Source organism: Streptomyces griseoruber, assembly GCF_001514205.1.
GTDB classification, from domain to species: Bacteria; Actinomycetota; Actinomycetes; order Streptomycetales; family Streptomycetaceae; genus Streptomyces; species Streptomyces griseoruber.
Genome location: NZ_KQ948764.1, coordinates 637,384 through 652,461 on the forward strand (window position 1 = coordinate 637,384; position 15,078 = coordinate 652,461).

Below are 15,078 nucleotides of genomic sequence, written 5' to 3' on the forward strand. Positions count from 1 at the left end.
GTGGGGCGCGGGAATGCGACGGTGGAGAACAGAAACGCGGGGGATGCCGTTGCCGTCCTGCTCAGGGAGTGAGTCCCCATGACCTTTTGCAACCGCCGTGACGTGGGTCTGCTGCTGCTACGGCTGGGCACGGGCGGCGTGCTCGCCGCGCACGGCGCGCAAAAACTGTTCGGCTGGTTCGGCGGCCACGGCCTGGAGGGCACGGGTCAGTTCATGGAATCGGTCGGCTACAAGCCCGGCAAGGCCAGCGCGACGGCGGCGGGCCTGGCCGAGGCGGGCGGCGGCACCCTGCTCGCCCTGGGCCTGGCCACCCCGGCGGCGGGCGCGGCGGCGGCCGGCGGCATGGCGGGCGCGGCGGCGGTCCACGCCCCGAACGGCTTCTTCAACATGGAGGGCGGCTACGAGTACGCGGCCACCCTGGGCCTGGCCGCCACGGGCCTCGCGATCACGGGCCCCGGCCGCCTCTCCCTGGACCACGCGCTCGGCCACGTCTTCGACCGGGGCTGGATGGTCCCGACGGCCCTGGCGGCGACGGGCGTGCTGACAGCGGTGGTGGTGGGCACGCGCAACCGGCGCGTGCGGCGCCGGGAGGAGGGCGAGCAGGCGGCGCTGTTCGACGAGCAGGAGCTGTTGCTGGGCTGAGTGGAGGCGGTTCCTGCCCTGCGGCTCGGCCTCACCTGCCAGGCTGCCCGTCATGACCGACTTGAGCGCCGCCCCCTCCCCCGCCCCGGACATCTGGCCCACGATCGAGGCCCTGTGGACCTGGCTGGACACCCACCGCGCCCACGACGGCTCCGCGGGCCTCCTCCTGCGCATGCTGAAACTCTCCGAGGAGGTCGGCGAGGTCGCCGAGGCGGTCATCGGCGCGATGGGCCAGAACCCGCGCAAGGGCAACAGCCATACGTGGGAGGACGTGCAGGGGGAGCTGTGCGATGTGGTGATCACGGCGTTGGTGGCGCTGCGGACGCTGACGCCGGAGCCTGAGCGGGTGTTCGGGGGGCATTTGGCGGAGGTGGCGGAGAGGTCGCTGGGCACGGGAGTACGCGGAGGCGAGGCGGACACCGGCGCCTGGACCGGGAGTCCGATCAGCGCAGACCAACGGCCCTGATCGATTCGGCGCCGGGCCCGGCGTAGCGACGCGGTCTCTTGCGCACCGCTTCGGGAGTGGTGCGCAGATACTCTCCCAAGGTGGTGTAGTTCTCCACCAGCCCGGGTTCCTCCCAGGGGCGGTCGCGGCGCATGCGTAGCGGGCTGTCCGGGCGCCGTCGGGTCGGCGGTCGCCTGCGGGCTCCTGGAGGATCCGTCGGCCGGCGTCGACCGTCAGTCCGGCCAGAGCCGAACCCAGATCGTCGAGGGCCGCCACCACCGCCCGCGGCGCATCGCGCTCCGTATGGTCGGCCGCGCCCAGCCGGCGGCCGAGCATGAGGCCTGAACGGGCGCTCAGGAGGCGGTTGTTCTGCTTGAGCGCGACGGCATGCGTCCTTGTGGCCAGCGCGCCGGTCCGTCGACTCCTGCGAACCGTTCGTCGGCACGACGGTCCCAGGCCAGTCGGGCGGCGGCCAGTCAGCTGAGGATCTCGGACCGCGCATCGCGGTGTGCCTGCCTCGGGACGCATACGCGCTCGAAGGCGTCCAGGGCTTTCGCCGGGTCTTCGGCCGCCAGTGCCTTGCCTGCCCTGAGCACGGCCACCCTGCGGATCTGGCTCGGCAGTGTGTTCCGGTCGTCGAGCGCCAGGATTTCCTTCGCCAGCGCGACGCCCGCTTCGGGGTCGGGGTCGTACCGAGGAGCGTGCAGGCCCGATTCAGCCACAGGTTGCCCAGCATCGTCGCCGACACGTCCTGGCCCGCGACGGCCGACATGGCCATGTCGCTGAGGTCCAGGGCGGCATCGGGATCGCCCGCCACCCGCCAGATGCGGGCCTCGCCCCGCCCGTCCAGATCCGCTGTCAGCTGCCCCCCTGGCGGTCAGGCGCTGGTGCATGCCCTGCGGCCGTTCACTCAGGGGAACATGCGACGAGGCGTGAGCACAGGAGGGCGCTGGACGGGTCCCGACGTCTTGACGCCGTGAAACCCGGGGTCAGACCGGCAGGTGGAACTGCTGGTTGGCGGTGCCGGTGCAGGACCAGATCTGCAGCCGGGCGTTGTTGGCGGTGGACATCTCGGTGACGTCCAGGCACTTGCCCGAGGCCGGGTTCACCAGGGTGTCCCCGTTGCCGCGCTGCCAGACCTGGGCGGCGCTGCCCTTGCAGTCATACAACTGCACCTTGGTACCGTCCGCCGTGCCGGCGGCGGTGACATCCATGCACTTGCCGAGCGCTCGGAGGGTACCGTCGCCGCCCACGGTCCACTGCTGCGCATCAGTGCCGTTGCAGTCGTACATCTGGACGGCGGTGCTGTTGGTGCTGTTGGCTGCGGCGATGTCCACGCACTTGCCGCCGAGGCCGGTGATGGGCCCGGTGGGCAGCTGGGTGTTGGGCATCACCGGGTTGTTCGCGTTGGTCAGCGTCTCCCAGGCCACGAACAGGTAGTTCGTTCCCGAGGGGCGACCGCGTTCGGTCAGGGCCTGGGTGTTCGCCATGGCGATTCCCTGCCTCGTGTGCAGGGCGTTGAACCCGGTCTCCGTGACCGGGCCGAGGCCACGCTGGAGGGGTCCTCTGCCGCACAGATTCGCCGGTTCCGGGGCCGCGCTCAGTTCTTGGGTGGACTGCCATCCCAGAGCTTGCCGCAGGCGTTCTCCCACCTGAGGGTAGAGATCCACGTTCTGCATGAGAGCCGTTTCGGCGATGTGGGACATCGAGGCGATGCTGTAGCCGGTGTGCACGAAGTCCCGGCACGTCTCCTGTGTCATTCCGGTGATGTACCGGTTCGCGGTCTCCCAGTTGAAACCGCCGTCCGGGCTCCGATGGGGTGTGGGCCCGTCCGATTCGAGATAGACGAAAGCGGGAACGCGTGCGAGGTACTGGTCGACGGCCTTGTCGAAGGTGACTCCGTCATTGGTGAAGACGGAGATCCCCATCGAGGCCTCGGCCTCGATGAGGTCCCAGTTGCTGGTTCTGTCGTCGCCGTTCACGACGACGGGAAGGTAGACAGAACGCAGCATGCTCGCGAAGCGGTCGGCGTTCGGCCAATTGTGATACTGGTACTTCATGAGCTCGGCGGCCTTCACCCACGACGCGGCCGACCACGCCGTTTGAATGCCCGTGTTGTCACCCGTGTGGCCCGTGATCGTGGACGACCAGGCGTCCATGATCTGGATCGACTTCTTGGCGTACCGCTCGTCACCGTTGATGGCCCACGCGAGTGCGTCGGTGTAGGCGGCGATCGCGTCCTGCCGTTCGTTCGTGCACCCGTTGTCCGGATTGCTGCTCTTACCGCAGTTGACGACCGGGCGAGGGGTGGGGACGCGCGAGAGCGAGGCCAGAGGATCGCTGATCATGTCGTCGTACGCCCCCTTCCAGGGGGCCGCGTTCTGCTGCACCTTGGTCCGCACGAACTCGAGTTGCGTCGAGGTTATGTTGACTCCCGGGTGCGCGAAAGTCCGCGGAGCCGAAGCTTGAGTCGAAGTCTGAGTCGAGTGCGGCGCGGCGGCTGCCGCGACGGCACTCGTTGATGCCCCTGAGAGCACCAGAAATCCAAACGCTGTCGCGAACGCGAAGCGCTTCTGCATCGAATTCATGAGAGTTTTCCTGTTCCTTGACAAGATCGGCGGTGACTGTGCGGTGCCTCTGGGCACCGCACAGTCACGAGAACGCTGAGTGGTCCGCCCGGTGCGGGGCTCGGGTGCCGTGCGATCCCGGCCGCTCCGGCGACGCAGGGGTGGGGTTCAGCAGGAGAGATTGCCGCCCGGGCCGACCCCGAGGATCGCGGTGAACCTTTGGTAGGCGCTCACCCTGCTCTGCACCTGCCCGGGGTTCTTCCCATCGCACTCGAGAGAGCCGTTGATGGCACGGATGGTCTGGCCGAAGCCCGCCTGGTTCACCATCGCGTTGTGCGGGGTCATCGTGCCGGCGCCGGTCGACGTGTTCCAGAACCACAGACCGGTGCGCCAGGCCACGGCGGCGTCGGTCTCGACCAGCCGGGGGTTGCGGAGCAGGTCGATCCCGAGCGCGTCGCCCGCCGCCTTGTAGTTGAAGTTCCAGCTGAGCTGGATGGGACCGCGCCCGTAGTAGGCGGCCTGACCGGCCGGGCAGCCGTACGACTGGCTGAGGTCGCAGTAGTGCGGGTAGTTGGCGGTGTTCTGCTCCACCACATGGACCAGGCCTCCGGTCTCGTGATTGACGTTGGCGAGGAAGGCGGCGGCCTCTTGCTTCCTGACCGTGTCACTGCCGGTCTTCGCGAACGCCGGGTAGGAGCTCAGCGCCTGCACCAGCCCGTTGTAGGTGTAGAAGCTGTTCCGGTTCGGGAACATCTGGTTGAACTGGGCCTCGCTGACCACGAAGCCGGAAGGGGTCGTACCGCCCCCGCTCGCAGGCGCCGTCCACTTCTGGTTCGACGTGCCGGTGCACGTCCAGATCTGCAGCCGGGTGCCGTTGGCGGAGTTTTTCTCGCGGACATCCAGGCACTTGTCGGCGGCGGGGTTGACGATGTCGCGAGCCGCGGTGACCACCCACTGCTGATTGGCGCCGCCCGTGCAGTCCCACAGCTGAACGGCCGCACCGTCCGCCGTGCTGCGCTCGACGACGTCGAGGCACTTGCCCAGCGCACGCAGGGTGCCATCTCCTGGATTGGACCAGATCTGAGCGTTGGTCCCATTGCAGTCATAGAGCTGCACGGATGCCCCGTTTGCACTGTTCGCCGACGCGACGTCGACGCACTTGCCGGCCAGCCCCTTGATCTGGCCATCCGCCGCCGCGGCGGTCGGCGCAGCCACGAACAGTGCGGCGATCAGTGCGACAAGCACCGTGAGTGCTGTAAGCACCGTGGAGTTGCCAGAAGAAGCGCGTCTTTCCGGTAACTGATGGACGAGGGATGTGGGCATGCGAATACCACTCCTTGGTCGACTCAAGGCCGCGAATGTGTGAGAAACGGGGGATCTTCCCCCAAGGCGTCGGTGTTCCCTGGCGTGAGTCCGTGTCACCCCTGGGTGAGACGGCGCGAACCGCCGCCTGGCCAAGACAACCGCCAGGGTGTCTATAGCTTGTTGACGTTCGCTCCACGGACCGTTGACGTCCGCTCGCCGGGTCTCGCGCGCCACGTGCAGGACGTTCCGCGCGCCGAACTGATGGCCAGTGGAGGGGCGCCTCCGCCGGGAGGCTGTCGGCTGAGGCGTGCGATGTCGACGGCGACGGCGACGGCGGTGAGTACGTGCTGCGGGTGGGCCTTGGCCTGCCCGCAGTGTCGGCAGCGACGCATGCCGTGGCCGTGGGCGGACTCTCAGACGGTGCCCTCAAGGCCGGACCGGACCGGGCAGGGCCGGCGCCCGCGCGCACGGCCTCCGTGACAAGTTCGAGGCGTGGCAGATCGCGGACGATGGCCAGGACTGAGCACGATGCGGTGGAATCCGGGGTCGCCGAGATCGAGGCCGAGCGCGTACGTGAAGTCGACGCGGCAGCGCACGGCCTCGGCGGCATCGCGTTCGGAAAGGTCCAGTAGGAACTCCGCAACACGCCCACCGTGGCCAACCGCGCGGGCGAGAGTCCCGGGCCCCGGTCGCGCGGGTACCAGTCGGCAAATCCTCGTCCCGCCACAGGCCATCGAGACGGTCACGCACCCACATCACCGTCGCACCAGAGGGGCTGCCGGCCCGCGCCATCCGCGCCGTCACCGGGACCTCGGCACCCGGACGAGGACGGACCGGAATATCGCACTCCTCAGGAATCTCGCGGGCACCACGTACCCGTGAGACTGGCGCACCACCATGATCGCCGGTATCCGAACACCAAGATCCCGGACAGAGGCAACGTTAGACTTCGGGCGTGATCCGCGCGGTTGCCCCGGAAGCCTGGCCTCGCCTGCCGGCTTCGGACGTGCATCCCTGAAGGAGGGCGCTGGTTGAAAGAGCGATTACGGTTCTCGTTGCTGGGACCGGTCAGGGCGTGGCGAGGCCGGGACGAGATCGCGCTCGGCCCGCCCCAGCAGCGGGCGGTGCTGGCCGTGCTGTTGCTGGCCGAAGGCTCGCAGGTGTCGGTGGGCAGGCTCGTCGACGCGGTGTGGGGGACCGAAGCACCGGCCTCCGCGCGTGGCATTCTGCGTACCTACGTTCATCGGCTTCGTAAGCTGTTGGAGCCCGCCGGGGACACCGCGTCGTCCGTGATCCGTGCCGTGGGGGACGGCTATCAACTCACCTCGCCGGGCGAGCTGGATCTGAGCGTCTTCCGGGAACTGTTCGCACAGGCCGAGCGGTTGCGAGGTGCGGGAGACGCCCAAGGCGCGGCGAAGTGCCTGGGTGATGCGCTCGGTCTGTGGCAGGGAACGGCGTTGGCCGGTGTCCGAGGCGAGTACGCGGACAGCCAGCGGCAGCGGCTCGACGAATTGCGTCTGTCGGCGGAGGCGGCCCGACGGGCGGTCGAACTCGAACTGGGGGGCCATGAGCAGGCGGTCTCGGAGCTGACCGGTCTGGTCGCCGAGCATCCGCTGGACGAGCGGTTCCGGGAGATGCTGATGCTCGCCCTGTACCGCTCGGGGCGGCAGGCGGCGGCCCTCGCCACCTACCGCGAGGTGCAGACGCTGCTCGCGAGCGAGCTGGGCGTCGATCCCGGGCCGGCGCTTCAGGCGACGTACCAGCGGGTTTTGCAGGCCGACGCCGGGCTCCTCGCTCCGCCGGCCCCGGCCGAGCCCGCCCTGTTGCCCGCCCCGGCCCCGGCCCCGGCCGAGCCCGCCCCGCTGTCCGCCCCGGCCCCGGCCGAGCCCGCCCCGCTGTCCGCCCCGGCCCCGGCCGAGCCCGCCCCGGTCCCGGCCGTTCCGGCCCAACTGCACGACGGTCCGGTGATGTTAGTTGACCGGGACGCCGTAGGAGAGGAGACCGGAGGTCCGGATACCCGCACCCGCCGGCTCCGCTGGATGCTGGCCGGCTCCGGCCTGGCGATGGCCCTGCTCGCGTGCATCCCCTACCTCGTAGCGGGCTCGGACTCCGACGAGAGCGGTTCGACAGCGGGTGCTTCGACAGCGAGGCCTTCGGCAACGGGCCCTTCCCCCTCCAAGCCTGCTTCAGGCGTGGCCATACAAAGTCACGCCTCCGACAGGTGCATTGACGGCGGCACCCTTGGGGACACGCCGCTGCAGATCAGGGACTGCTCGAGCAGCGACAGACAGTGGTGGCAGATCGTGTCGGAGGACAGGATCATCCGGATCTCGGGCAAGTGCCTGGACGTCGCGGGCGGTTCGACGGAGAACGGCGCGGCCATCCAATTGGCCGACTGCAACGGCAGTGGCTCCCAGAGGTTCCGGCTCAACCCCGCCCACGACCTGGTCAACCTTCAGGCTCACAAATGCGTGGAGGCCACGGACCCGCGCGGGAGCGACCGCACACCGCTCCGGCTCTGGACCTGCACAGGCGCCCAGAACCAGAAGTGGACGGCGGTCCTCTGATCCGTCGGTCGTTCAGATCACGCGTACCGGGTCGCGTATTGCCCTGTCGGCTGCCCTCGCGCCGTCCCGAGAAACATGTACTTCAGCCCCGGTGAACTCCGCGAGCACGTGACGAGGCGGCTTTGAAGGAACTGGACGCACCCTGCCGCTCGTGACGGTGCGATCAGGCGTATCGCCGGTCCTGACGCCGCAGCGAAGGACCGGCCCGCCCACAACTCGGAGCCGGCCGCCGTCAATGGTGTTGAGGCCGAGCGGGCTGAATCGGGGCCGAGGACCAACGCGTACGGCGCGCGGAGGTCTTCCCGTCGGTACGGGCGTCCCGGACGTAGCCGGGCTTCGGCTCACCGCGGTAGTGCTTGTTCACACCGGCGATCCACGCTTCGAGGAAGATCCGACCGTCACTCATGCACGTGTCCCGCTCGTCATGCGGTGCGCGACAGCGCCGCGATGCGGTGATCCAGATCCGAGACTCGACCATCGGACATGAGCGGGGCAAGACGCCCTCGAAGTCCGTCCAGCTTCTTGCCGATGAATCCCGAGTTCGACCGGTCGGCCAGGCCGAGCACTGCCTCCGCTGGGTGCGGGCGCAGGACGCAGGCGGCCTCGGCATACCGCCGATGGCAGAGCAGGCGCAGGGATCACGGTCCGGCTCGACGATGCCGACCGTATCCAGCCTGATCCGCCCGCGACGGTTCAGACCAAGTGGCACGGAATCGGGCTGGGAGCAGCCTCGAGTGCAGGCACACGTGCCGCCTGCCTCGTCATCGTCCGCCTCACGGACACGGACTCGTTCCGCGACCCGCGCAGCCTGACAGCAACGCGCCGCACGGAGCAGAACCCTGACATCGCGTCATATCGCGACAGCGCGACGACCAGGCGCGACATTAGATACGTCACGAGAGTTGACGCACTTCGCGCATTAGATCTAATTTGAGCCTTAAGTGTAAACACTCTGTGAACACACTCGCCCCTTCGGCTATGTTGCGATTAGAGGTACAGATGTCCTTGCATCGCGGAGGCAAGATCGCCGCTCTCATCTCGTGTCTGATCACAGCGATGTTCATGTCGCTCGTGTTCGCGGTACCCGCTCACGCCGCCACGACGTTGACGACCTACCCGGCGCCTGCGGGTAACCCCCTGAGCACCGACTTCACGGTCAAGGTGCGCCCCCCGGGCGGAACCTGGATCGACCTGGACGAGTATCAGACTCGGGTCGGAGGGCCCTCGAGGGCGTCGTGGGCCTCGTTCGTCTACTTCGACACCAACGGTCCCGTCGAACTGTCCGTCACCTCGAACCTGGCGACCGTGTCGACGGTGAAGGTCAAGCCCTCGGCCAGAGGCGTCACACCGGCGATCAGCGGCAATACCGCGACCTTCACGATCTCGGGGCCGATGAAGCTCGTCGTCGATGTGAACGACAACGTCGACCAGGACCTGATGATCTTCGCCAACCCGCTGGAGACCAACGTGCCCAGCGCGTCGGATCCGAACGTCATCTACTACGGACCCGGGTTCTACGACACCGGCGACATCACCGTCCCGAGCGGCAAGACGCTGTACATCGCCGGCGGAGCCGTGATCAGGGGCGGCATCGTCGCGGACAACGTCTCCGACGTGACGATCAGGGGGCGCGGCATCCTCTACCGCCCCGACGGCGCGGGCATCTCGGTCGACAATTCGACGAACGTGACCGTCGACGGCATCATCGTCAACGGATACGGCAACCTGAACAACGGTGGTTACGGAGTCGACCTCGGATCCTCGAACAACGTGTCCATCAACAACGTCAAGCTCCTGGCGTACCGGAAGTGGAGCGACGGAGTGGACGCGATGGCGTCGAACAACATCAACGTCAACGACTGCTACATCCGCACCGGTGACGACAGCATCGCGATCTACGGCTCGCGTGGCGATTTCGGGTATTACGGAAGCACGAACGTGTTCAACGTGACCAACTCGATCCTCATGCCGGGCAAAGCGCACCCTGTCAACGTGGGCACACACGGCAATCCGGACGACCCCGACACGATCAACGGGATCACGATCTCCAACGTGGACATCCTGACCCACAACCCGCTGTCCGGCGTCTCGCCGATCTCTCTCACCGCGAGCGATTCGAACCTCGTGACGAACGTCCTGCTCGCGGACATCCGGTGGGAGGACGTGCTCGTCGGCAAGTTCCTGGACGTGATCACCTACAAGAATCCGGGATACGGCCTGTCGGTCGGTCGCGGAATCAACGGCGTCACCGTCAAGAACTTCTCGTACAACGGCAACCTGCAATACGACAACAACATCTACGGCAACGACGCGACCCGGATAACCCAGAACGTGGCCTTCGAGAACCTGACGGTCAATGGGGCCGTGGTGACGAATGCCGCCGCCGGTCATTTCGCGATCGGGAACTACACCAGCAACATCACCTTCGCCGCGGGCAGCGGAGCCTCGATCCAGAGCGGACACGTATACAAGATCCAGAACGCCAAGAGCGGCAAGGTGCTCGGCATCAGCGGCATGCTGAAGACCGACGGCGCCCAGGCGCTCCAGTGGACGGACAACGGAACCGCCGACCACGAGTGGACGTTCACCCAGCTGAGCGACGGCAACTACGAGCTCACGAACGTGAACTCCGGCAAGGTGCTCGGCATCAGCGGCATGTCGACCGCCGAGGGCGCGCAGGCCCTGCAGTGGTCGGACAACGGAACCGCCGACCACGAGTGGCAACTGGTGACGTCGGCGAACGGCACCTACAAGCTGGTCAACCGATACAGCTCCAAGGTGGTCGGCATCAAGGACGGATCGACTTCCGAAGGCGCGCTCGCGGTGCAGCAGCAGGACAACGGCAACCTCGACCAGAGCTGGAACCTCGTGTTCGTCAGGTAGCGAGCAGTGAGGAAGGGCCGGATCGCGCCCATGACGTGCCCACCGGACGCTTTCCGCTCCGGTGGGCACGTCATCGCTTCGAAACCCTGTGTCGCGCCCTCGGACGACTGGACGAGCGCCTGGACGAGCGGATACGCGCCCACGTGCTGCTGTGCTGGCTCGCCCTGCTGCTGATCCGCGCCGAGCGGCGCACCAGCCTCCCACAGACCACCCGCCTCACCGACACCCAGACCAGACTCTTCCGCGACTGCGGCGTCCCGCTCCCGCCAAAGATGAGCGCCCTGAAGACCCCCGAATAGCCCCTGAACTGGGAAAACGCCCTCCGGAGCCGTGGGCGCACGGTCCCGGAGCTTCGCTATGCCCATCGCCGCAGGTCAGCTCGCCGATTCACCGCTCTCGCGTGCCCACCAACTGTCGAGCTCAGGGGGAACTTCACAGAACGGGGTCTCAGCCATCGCGCACCACCTCGTCGAGGCTCAGCCCGAGCCGGATCTGGATCCGGCCCCTGCTGCAACCGAGTCGGTGGGGCGCGCGAGATACTTGCGACCATGACGTCGTACTCGCCGGGGGGCTCGCTCCGCACGCTGCGCCTGTCCAACGCGGCCGCCGTTCTTCGCACGGTCACCGAGGCTGGTCCGCTGCACCGCGCCGAGATCGCTCGTCGCGTCGAACTCTCGCGTACCACGGTCACCACGATCACCAGAGAGCTGATCGAGGGCGGCGTGCTGGTCGAGTCACTCGACGACGATCGCGGACCGGAGGTCGACGGTCGCGCCGGCGGACATCTGATGCTCACTCCGACGGCGGCGTGGGCCGGTGGGGTCAACATGACGCTCGACGGCGTCGCGGCGCGCGTTCATGATCTGGCCGGCGGCGAGCTCGGTACCGCACAGCGCGAGCTCGCACCGACGGACGACGGAGGGCGTCGTGCTGAACTCGCGACGGAAGCGCTCGACGAGGCGCTCGAGCGGGCCGGCGGCCATCGTGATCGGCTGCTCGCTGTCGGGGTCGGCCTGCCCGGCCAGATCGACCCGTCCGAAGGCGTCGTGCATGGCGCGCTCGATGATCAGCCCTGGCATGGCATGAACGCGCTCGATGTGATGTCGAACCGGCTCGGAGTCCCCGTGCTGGTCGAGAACAACGTCCGGCTCGAGACCCTCGCAGAATGCCGCTGGGGCGACGCCCGCGACGTCGAGAACCTTATCTACGTGCACATCTCGAGCGGGCTCGCCATCGGCATAGTGATCGCCGGCCAGTTGCACCGCGGCGCCGACGGAGGAGCCGGCGAGTTCGGGCATGTCTCGATCGATATCGAGGGCCCCGCGTGCCGCTGCGGCAATCGAGGATGTTTGGTGCTGAAAGCGGGCGGATCTGCCGTGGGGCGGCATCTGCGCGACGTGCTCGGCGACTCGGCGAAGCTCTCCGACATCGTGGCCGCCTCCGCCGCAGGCAACCGTGCGGTGCGCAATGTCCTGGCGGACGTGGGCGGTGTCGTCGGTCGGGAACTGGCAAGCGTCTGCAACCTGCTCAACCCCGAGCTGGTCGTCGTAGGCGGTCAGACGGCGTCGGCCGGTGACGTCCTGCTCGAGCCGCTGCGTGAGGCCCTGGTGCGTCACACCCTCGCTCCCCGGGGTGCGCCAAAGGTCATACCGTCGCTGCTCCCAGCAGGCGCCGACGCCGGCGCATGGGGGGCCATCGCGCTCGTACTCGCAAGCGTGTACTCGTCGCCGACGGCGTTGGAGCGCCTCCTCGAACTCGGTGCCGCGTCTGTTGAACGGCGCGTGCACAGCTCCTGACCCGGGACCCGGAGGGCACCTTGCCTGCCGTCGGTACCTACCCGGCGACGGGCGAGGGCGACCTGCTCCACGGCGAGGGCGACCTGCGGTACGTCGAGAGTCGGCACGCGGAGAGCGATCGTGCGCTCGCATCCTTCGCCTATGTCCGCGGCAATGGCCGCCCCGTGCCGCCGTCGGAGCCACGGGCACGGGCAGCCACCGCTGTCTCGCCCGCCCATGTGGCCCTGCGCCACCCGTCCGTAGGGCGACCGGCACCCCGGCCAGCCGCCCTCTCGCCGCACCACCGGCTGCCGGACTACGGGCGCCGGGGCACCGCTCCCGCTGATCAGCATCCCGTTCGCAGAACCCCAGGAGCACACCGCAATGGAACCGCCCCGGCTCGAATGGAGACTCGATTTCATGAAAGGACACGGGACCGCCATGACGTCCGGGCCAACCGGCCTGTGCGGGCGACGACAGGGCCGTTCGCCCCATCCAAGCCCCAGGGTGCGATCACCCGAAACGCTCGGCCCACGCGGGCATACGCGCCACCTCACCGTACTGACTCACCGTTCAACTACGTCCGGCCGCGATCCAGCCAGCGTGCAGAGAACGACGGATGACGACAGGTGACAGAGCGTCAGATCATCCGGCCAAAATCCAGCCCTGAGTACGCGAACGGATCCACGGCAATGTCTGGCCTATGCATTGAAGTGGAATTCGACGACTCGGAGCGGCCTCAAGTCCCGTGGAGATCCAGAGATCACCCTCCCAGAGGTTCGAACCTGCGTGGCATGCCCTGGCGGAAGTGACCCGGCTGCGGTCCGTGCTGTCGACCGAGGAGGCAACGGTGTCCGGCCTGCCGAGCCGGGCATCACTGGTGTCGCAGGCCGACAGGCTGCAACAGGAGATCAACACACTGGAAGAGCAGCGGCGGGCGATCAAGGACACGGTCCGTTCGAAGTGTCGGGTCCTCGGCGCGACCCTCGCCAAGGCCGTCCAGTAACACAAACCGCTCGACCGGACGGTCCTGCGATCCTCCAGACCGAGGCCGCCGATCCGGAGGCGGCTCCGGAGAGCCCCTTCTAGGCGGAGGGAAGATCGACCATCCCCGCCTCGTCGATGACGACCACGTCGATCCGGGTGTGCCCTCGCTCCGCCGGCGTGTCCACGGGGGGGAGCGCCATCCACAGAGGGCAGTTACACCTGGTAACCGTGGCGCCCGTGGGGAAACAGCGCCCACGGCACGAAGATCCAGATACGGGACTGTGGCAGGGCCAAGGCCCAGCAGTGGAAGTTCGACGTGCGCGGCAGCGTCGCCTTCAAGGCCATCAAGGACGCCGTGACGGCTCTCGACGCCGCCCTGAGAACCGGCATCGCGATCGACGCGGCATGGAAGGCTCTGCGCACCGCCGGCCTCACCGAAGCCGCCATCGAGGGAATCACCGCAAAGCTCCTGCTGACCAAGTGCTTCCCGGCCGGCACCAAGGTTGCGACGCAGAACGGTCCCAAGTCCATCGAGGACATCAAGGTCGGCGACCGGGTCTGGTCGCAGGACCAGGTCACGGGCAAGAAGTCCCTGCGGCCGGTGTTGAGGCTGTTCCACCGGACCGTCGACTCCCTGGTCCGGATCAGCACCGCCGACGGCCAGGTCGAAGCGACCGACTCGCACCGCTTCTGGGTACGCAACCGGGGCTGGGTCGAGGCCGGTGAACTGCGCGCCGGAGACACCTTCGAGGCGCGGGACGGCGGCTCCACACAGGTCCTCGGCACCAGTGTCGTCAAGGGATCCGTCGACGTCTTCGACTTCGAGGTCGCGCGAAACCACACGTACTCCGTGTACACGGGGTCGACGCCGATCCTGGTGCACAACGACTGCCTCAAGGGGATCGTCGACAATCTCGTCAAGGACGGCGACCACATCGTTCTGGGGATCAACCCCTACTCCGATACGCTGGCCAGAGAGACTTTGGGCGGTGTCGGGGGCCTGAGCGGCCCCGGGGCACGGACGTTCAACCTCAAGATCCTCGGCGAACCGGCCCCGAACGGTGACGGGCGGCCGATCCGGATGGCAGGCGTCGAGAAGGCGCTGGACAACAAGTCGGTGAAGCTGAGTATCTCACTGGACGGTGTCCCGGGCGCGAAGACCGCGGCGGAAGCGCTGGACAAGCTCGTCGAGCGCGGGAGGCCGTTGCTGGGCGGCAACTGGCAGGCGGTGGCCCAAGTAGGAAGCGACAACGGCACCGCGTGGGAAGTGGCGACGCTGCGTCTCAAGGTGGTCCGTGGAGTGCGGGACTTCGATGCCATCGACTGGTACTTCACCAAGCCGGGTGACAAGGCGCCGAGCCTCGTCAAGGACATGCCGAAGCCGGACTGGGCCCAGTGACCCGAGAACACCGAAAACAGGAAGAACAGGAAAAACACAGAGAATGCCGGATTTCGTACGAGAGGGACGCCTGTTCCGGGTGGTCAGCTTCGCGGCGTCACACCGACAGCTGCTGCTGCGCAGCGACGCCACCGCCGTCGACAACACGGACACCCGCGTCGAGGTGTACTTCGGGCATGTGGAGCTCATGCTGCTCAGGCCCATCTACCCGAAGGGGATTCACGTCCGCCCGGCGTCGGAGGCGGAGTTCGCGGTGCTGAAAGAGCGCCATGACCTCCCCGCGGGGGATGCGGGCTTCACCTGGATGATCGAACCGGGCGGGGACAGCTTCGTCGTCTCCGCCGCACCCGCGTGGCGCGAGGCGGACCGCGAGTTCGAGGACCCGTCCCTGTTCGACTTCTCCCAGCCCTGGCCCCCGGACTTCCCCGTGGAGTACGGCAGCGTCGGCTGACACGGATGACACGCTGAGGGTGCCCCGCCGAGGGCGCCCTCAGCGCCGTGCGCCACT

At 67.8% G+C, this 15,078-nt stretch carries 13 protein-coding genes; 10 read left to right on the top strand and 3 right to left on the bottom strand.

Features of this window, described 5'->3' with window-relative positions:
- The first annotated feature begins 78 nt into the window (after positions 1-78).
- Both AQJ64_RS07230 and AQJ64_RS07235 read left to right on the top strand, forming a co-directional pair.
- Positions 79-642, top strand: coding sequence for a DoxX family protein (locus AQJ64_RS07230; protein WP_055631897.1), 564 nt, complete (start codon positions 79-81; stop codon positions 640-642).
- 52 nt (positions 643-694) lie between these two features.
- Positions 695-1,108: a MazG-like family protein gene (locus tag AQJ64_RS07235; RefSeq protein WP_240512465.1), complete on the top strand. Its 414-nt coding sequence runs from the start codon at positions 695-697 to the stop codon at positions 1,106-1,108.
- Positions 1,109-1,563: 455 nt separating this feature from the next.
- On the opposite strand, the gene AQJ64_RS07240 is transcribed toward AQJ64_RS07235, so the two are convergent.
- The 3 genes from AQJ64_RS07240 to AQJ64_RS07250 all read right to left on the bottom strand — a co-directional run bounded on the left by AQJ64_RS07240 (position 1,564) and on the right by AQJ64_RS07250 (position 4,977).
- Entirely contained in the window at positions 1,564-1,809 is a 246-nt protein-coding gene (locus tag AQJ64_RS07240) for a hypothetical protein (protein ID WP_055631898.1), read from the bottom strand.
- A 267-nt stretch (positions 1,810-2,076) separates the two neighbouring features.
- The gene (locus tag AQJ64_RS07245) at positions 2,077-3,675 is read right to left on the bottom strand and encodes an RICIN domain-containing protein (protein WP_157880831.1); all 1,599 of its coding nucleotides are present in this window, start codon (positions 3,673-3,675) and stop codon (positions 2,077-2,079) included.
- A gap of 147 nt (positions 3,676-3,822) precedes the next feature.
- Positions 3,823-4,977, bottom strand: a complete 1,155-nt coding sequence (locus AQJ64_RS07250; RefSeq protein ID WP_079061506.1) for a chitinase — start codon at positions 4,975-4,977, stop codon at positions 3,823-3,825.
- Between the two features lie 491 nt (positions 4,978-5,468).
- On the opposite strand from AQJ64_RS07250, the gene AQJ64_RS51660 reads away from it, so the two are divergent.
- The 8 genes from AQJ64_RS51660 (at position 5,469) to AQJ64_RS07285 (ending at position 15,021) form a co-directional block, all read left to right on the top strand.
- Positions 5,469-5,591 carry a hypothetical protein gene (locus AQJ64_RS51660; RefSeq protein ID WP_276206613.1) on the top strand — a complete coding sequence of 41 codons (123 nt, stop codon included), beginning with the start codon at positions 5,469-5,471 and terminating at the stop codon, positions 5,589-5,591.
- Between the two features lie 399 nt (positions 5,592-5,990).
- Entirely contained in the window at positions 5,991-7,526 is a 1,536-nt protein-coding gene (locus AQJ64_RS51665; protein WP_159060275.1) for a BTAD domain-containing putative transcriptional regulator, read from the top strand.
- Positions 7,527-8,582: 1,056 nt separating this feature from the next.
- Positions 8,583-10,409 carry an RICIN domain-containing protein gene (locus AQJ64_RS07260; protein ID WP_159060276.1) on the top strand — a complete coding sequence of 609 codons (1,827 nt, stop codon included), beginning with the start codon at positions 8,583-8,585 and terminating at the stop codon, positions 10,407-10,409.
- A 35-nt stretch (positions 10,410-10,444) separates the two neighbouring features.
- Positions 10,445-10,708, top strand: coding sequence for a hypothetical protein (locus AQJ64_RS07265; protein ID WP_055633644.1), 264 nt, complete (start codon positions 10,445-10,447; stop codon positions 10,706-10,708).
- Between the two features lie 249 nt (positions 10,709-10,957).
- Entirely contained in the window at positions 10,958-12,205 is a 1,248-nt protein-coding gene (locus tag AQJ64_RS07270) for an ROK family transcriptional regulator (RefSeq protein WP_055633645.1), read from the top strand.
- 787 nt (positions 12,206-12,992) lie between these two features.
- Positions 12,993-13,190, top strand: a complete 198-nt coding sequence (locus AQJ64_RS07275) for a hypothetical protein (protein ID WP_055633646.1) — start codon at positions 12,993-12,995, stop codon at positions 13,188-13,190.
- Positions 13,191-13,487: 297 nt separating this feature from the next.
- Complete coding sequence (locus AQJ64_RS07280; RefSeq protein WP_055633647.1) at positions 13,488-14,570, top strand: polymorphic toxin type 27 domain-containing protein; 1,083 nt, start codon at positions 13,488-13,490, stop codon at positions 14,568-14,570.
- Positions 14,571-14,613: 43 nt separating this feature from the next.
- Complete coding sequence (locus AQJ64_RS07285) at positions 14,614-15,021, top strand: hypothetical protein (RefSeq protein WP_055633648.1); 408 nt, start codon at positions 14,614-14,616, stop codon at positions 15,019-15,021.
- Positions 15,022-15,078 lie beyond the last annotated feature (57 nt).

Excerpts from the sequence above, each read along its gene's own strand:
- AQJ64_RS07235 (WP_240512465.1), top strand. The coding sequence starts at position 695 with ATGACCGACTTGAGCGCCGCCCCCTCCCCCGCCCCGGACATCTGGCCC.
- AQJ64_RS07270 (WP_055633645.1), top strand. The coding sequence starts at position 10,958 with ATGACGTCGTACTCGCCGGGGGGCTCGCTCCGCACGCTGCGCCTGTCC.
- AQJ64_RS07250 (WP_079061506.1), bottom strand. The coding sequence starts at position 4,977 with ATGCCCACATCCCTCGTCCATCAGTTACCGGAAAGACGCGCTTCTTCT.
- AQJ64_RS07245 (WP_157880831.1), bottom strand. The coding sequence starts at position 3,675 with ATGAATTCGATGCAGAAGCGCTTCGCGTTCGCGACAGCGTTTGGATTT.
- AQJ64_RS07230 (WP_055631897.1), top strand. The coding sequence starts at position 79 with ATGACCTTTTGCAACCGCCGTGACGTGGGTCTGCTGCTGCTACGGCTG.
- AQJ64_RS07285 (WP_055633648.1), top strand. The coding sequence starts at position 14,614 with ATGCCGGATTTCGTACGAGAGGGACGCCTGTTCCGGGTGGTCAGCTTC.
- AQJ64_RS07260 (WP_159060276.1), top strand. The coding sequence starts at position 8,583 with ATGTTCATGTCGCTCGTGTTCGCGGTACCCGCTCACGCCGCCACGACG.
- AQJ64_RS51660 (WP_276206613.1), top strand. The coding sequence starts at position 5,469 with ATGGCCAGGACTGAGCACGATGCGGTGGAATCCGGGGTCGCCGAGATC.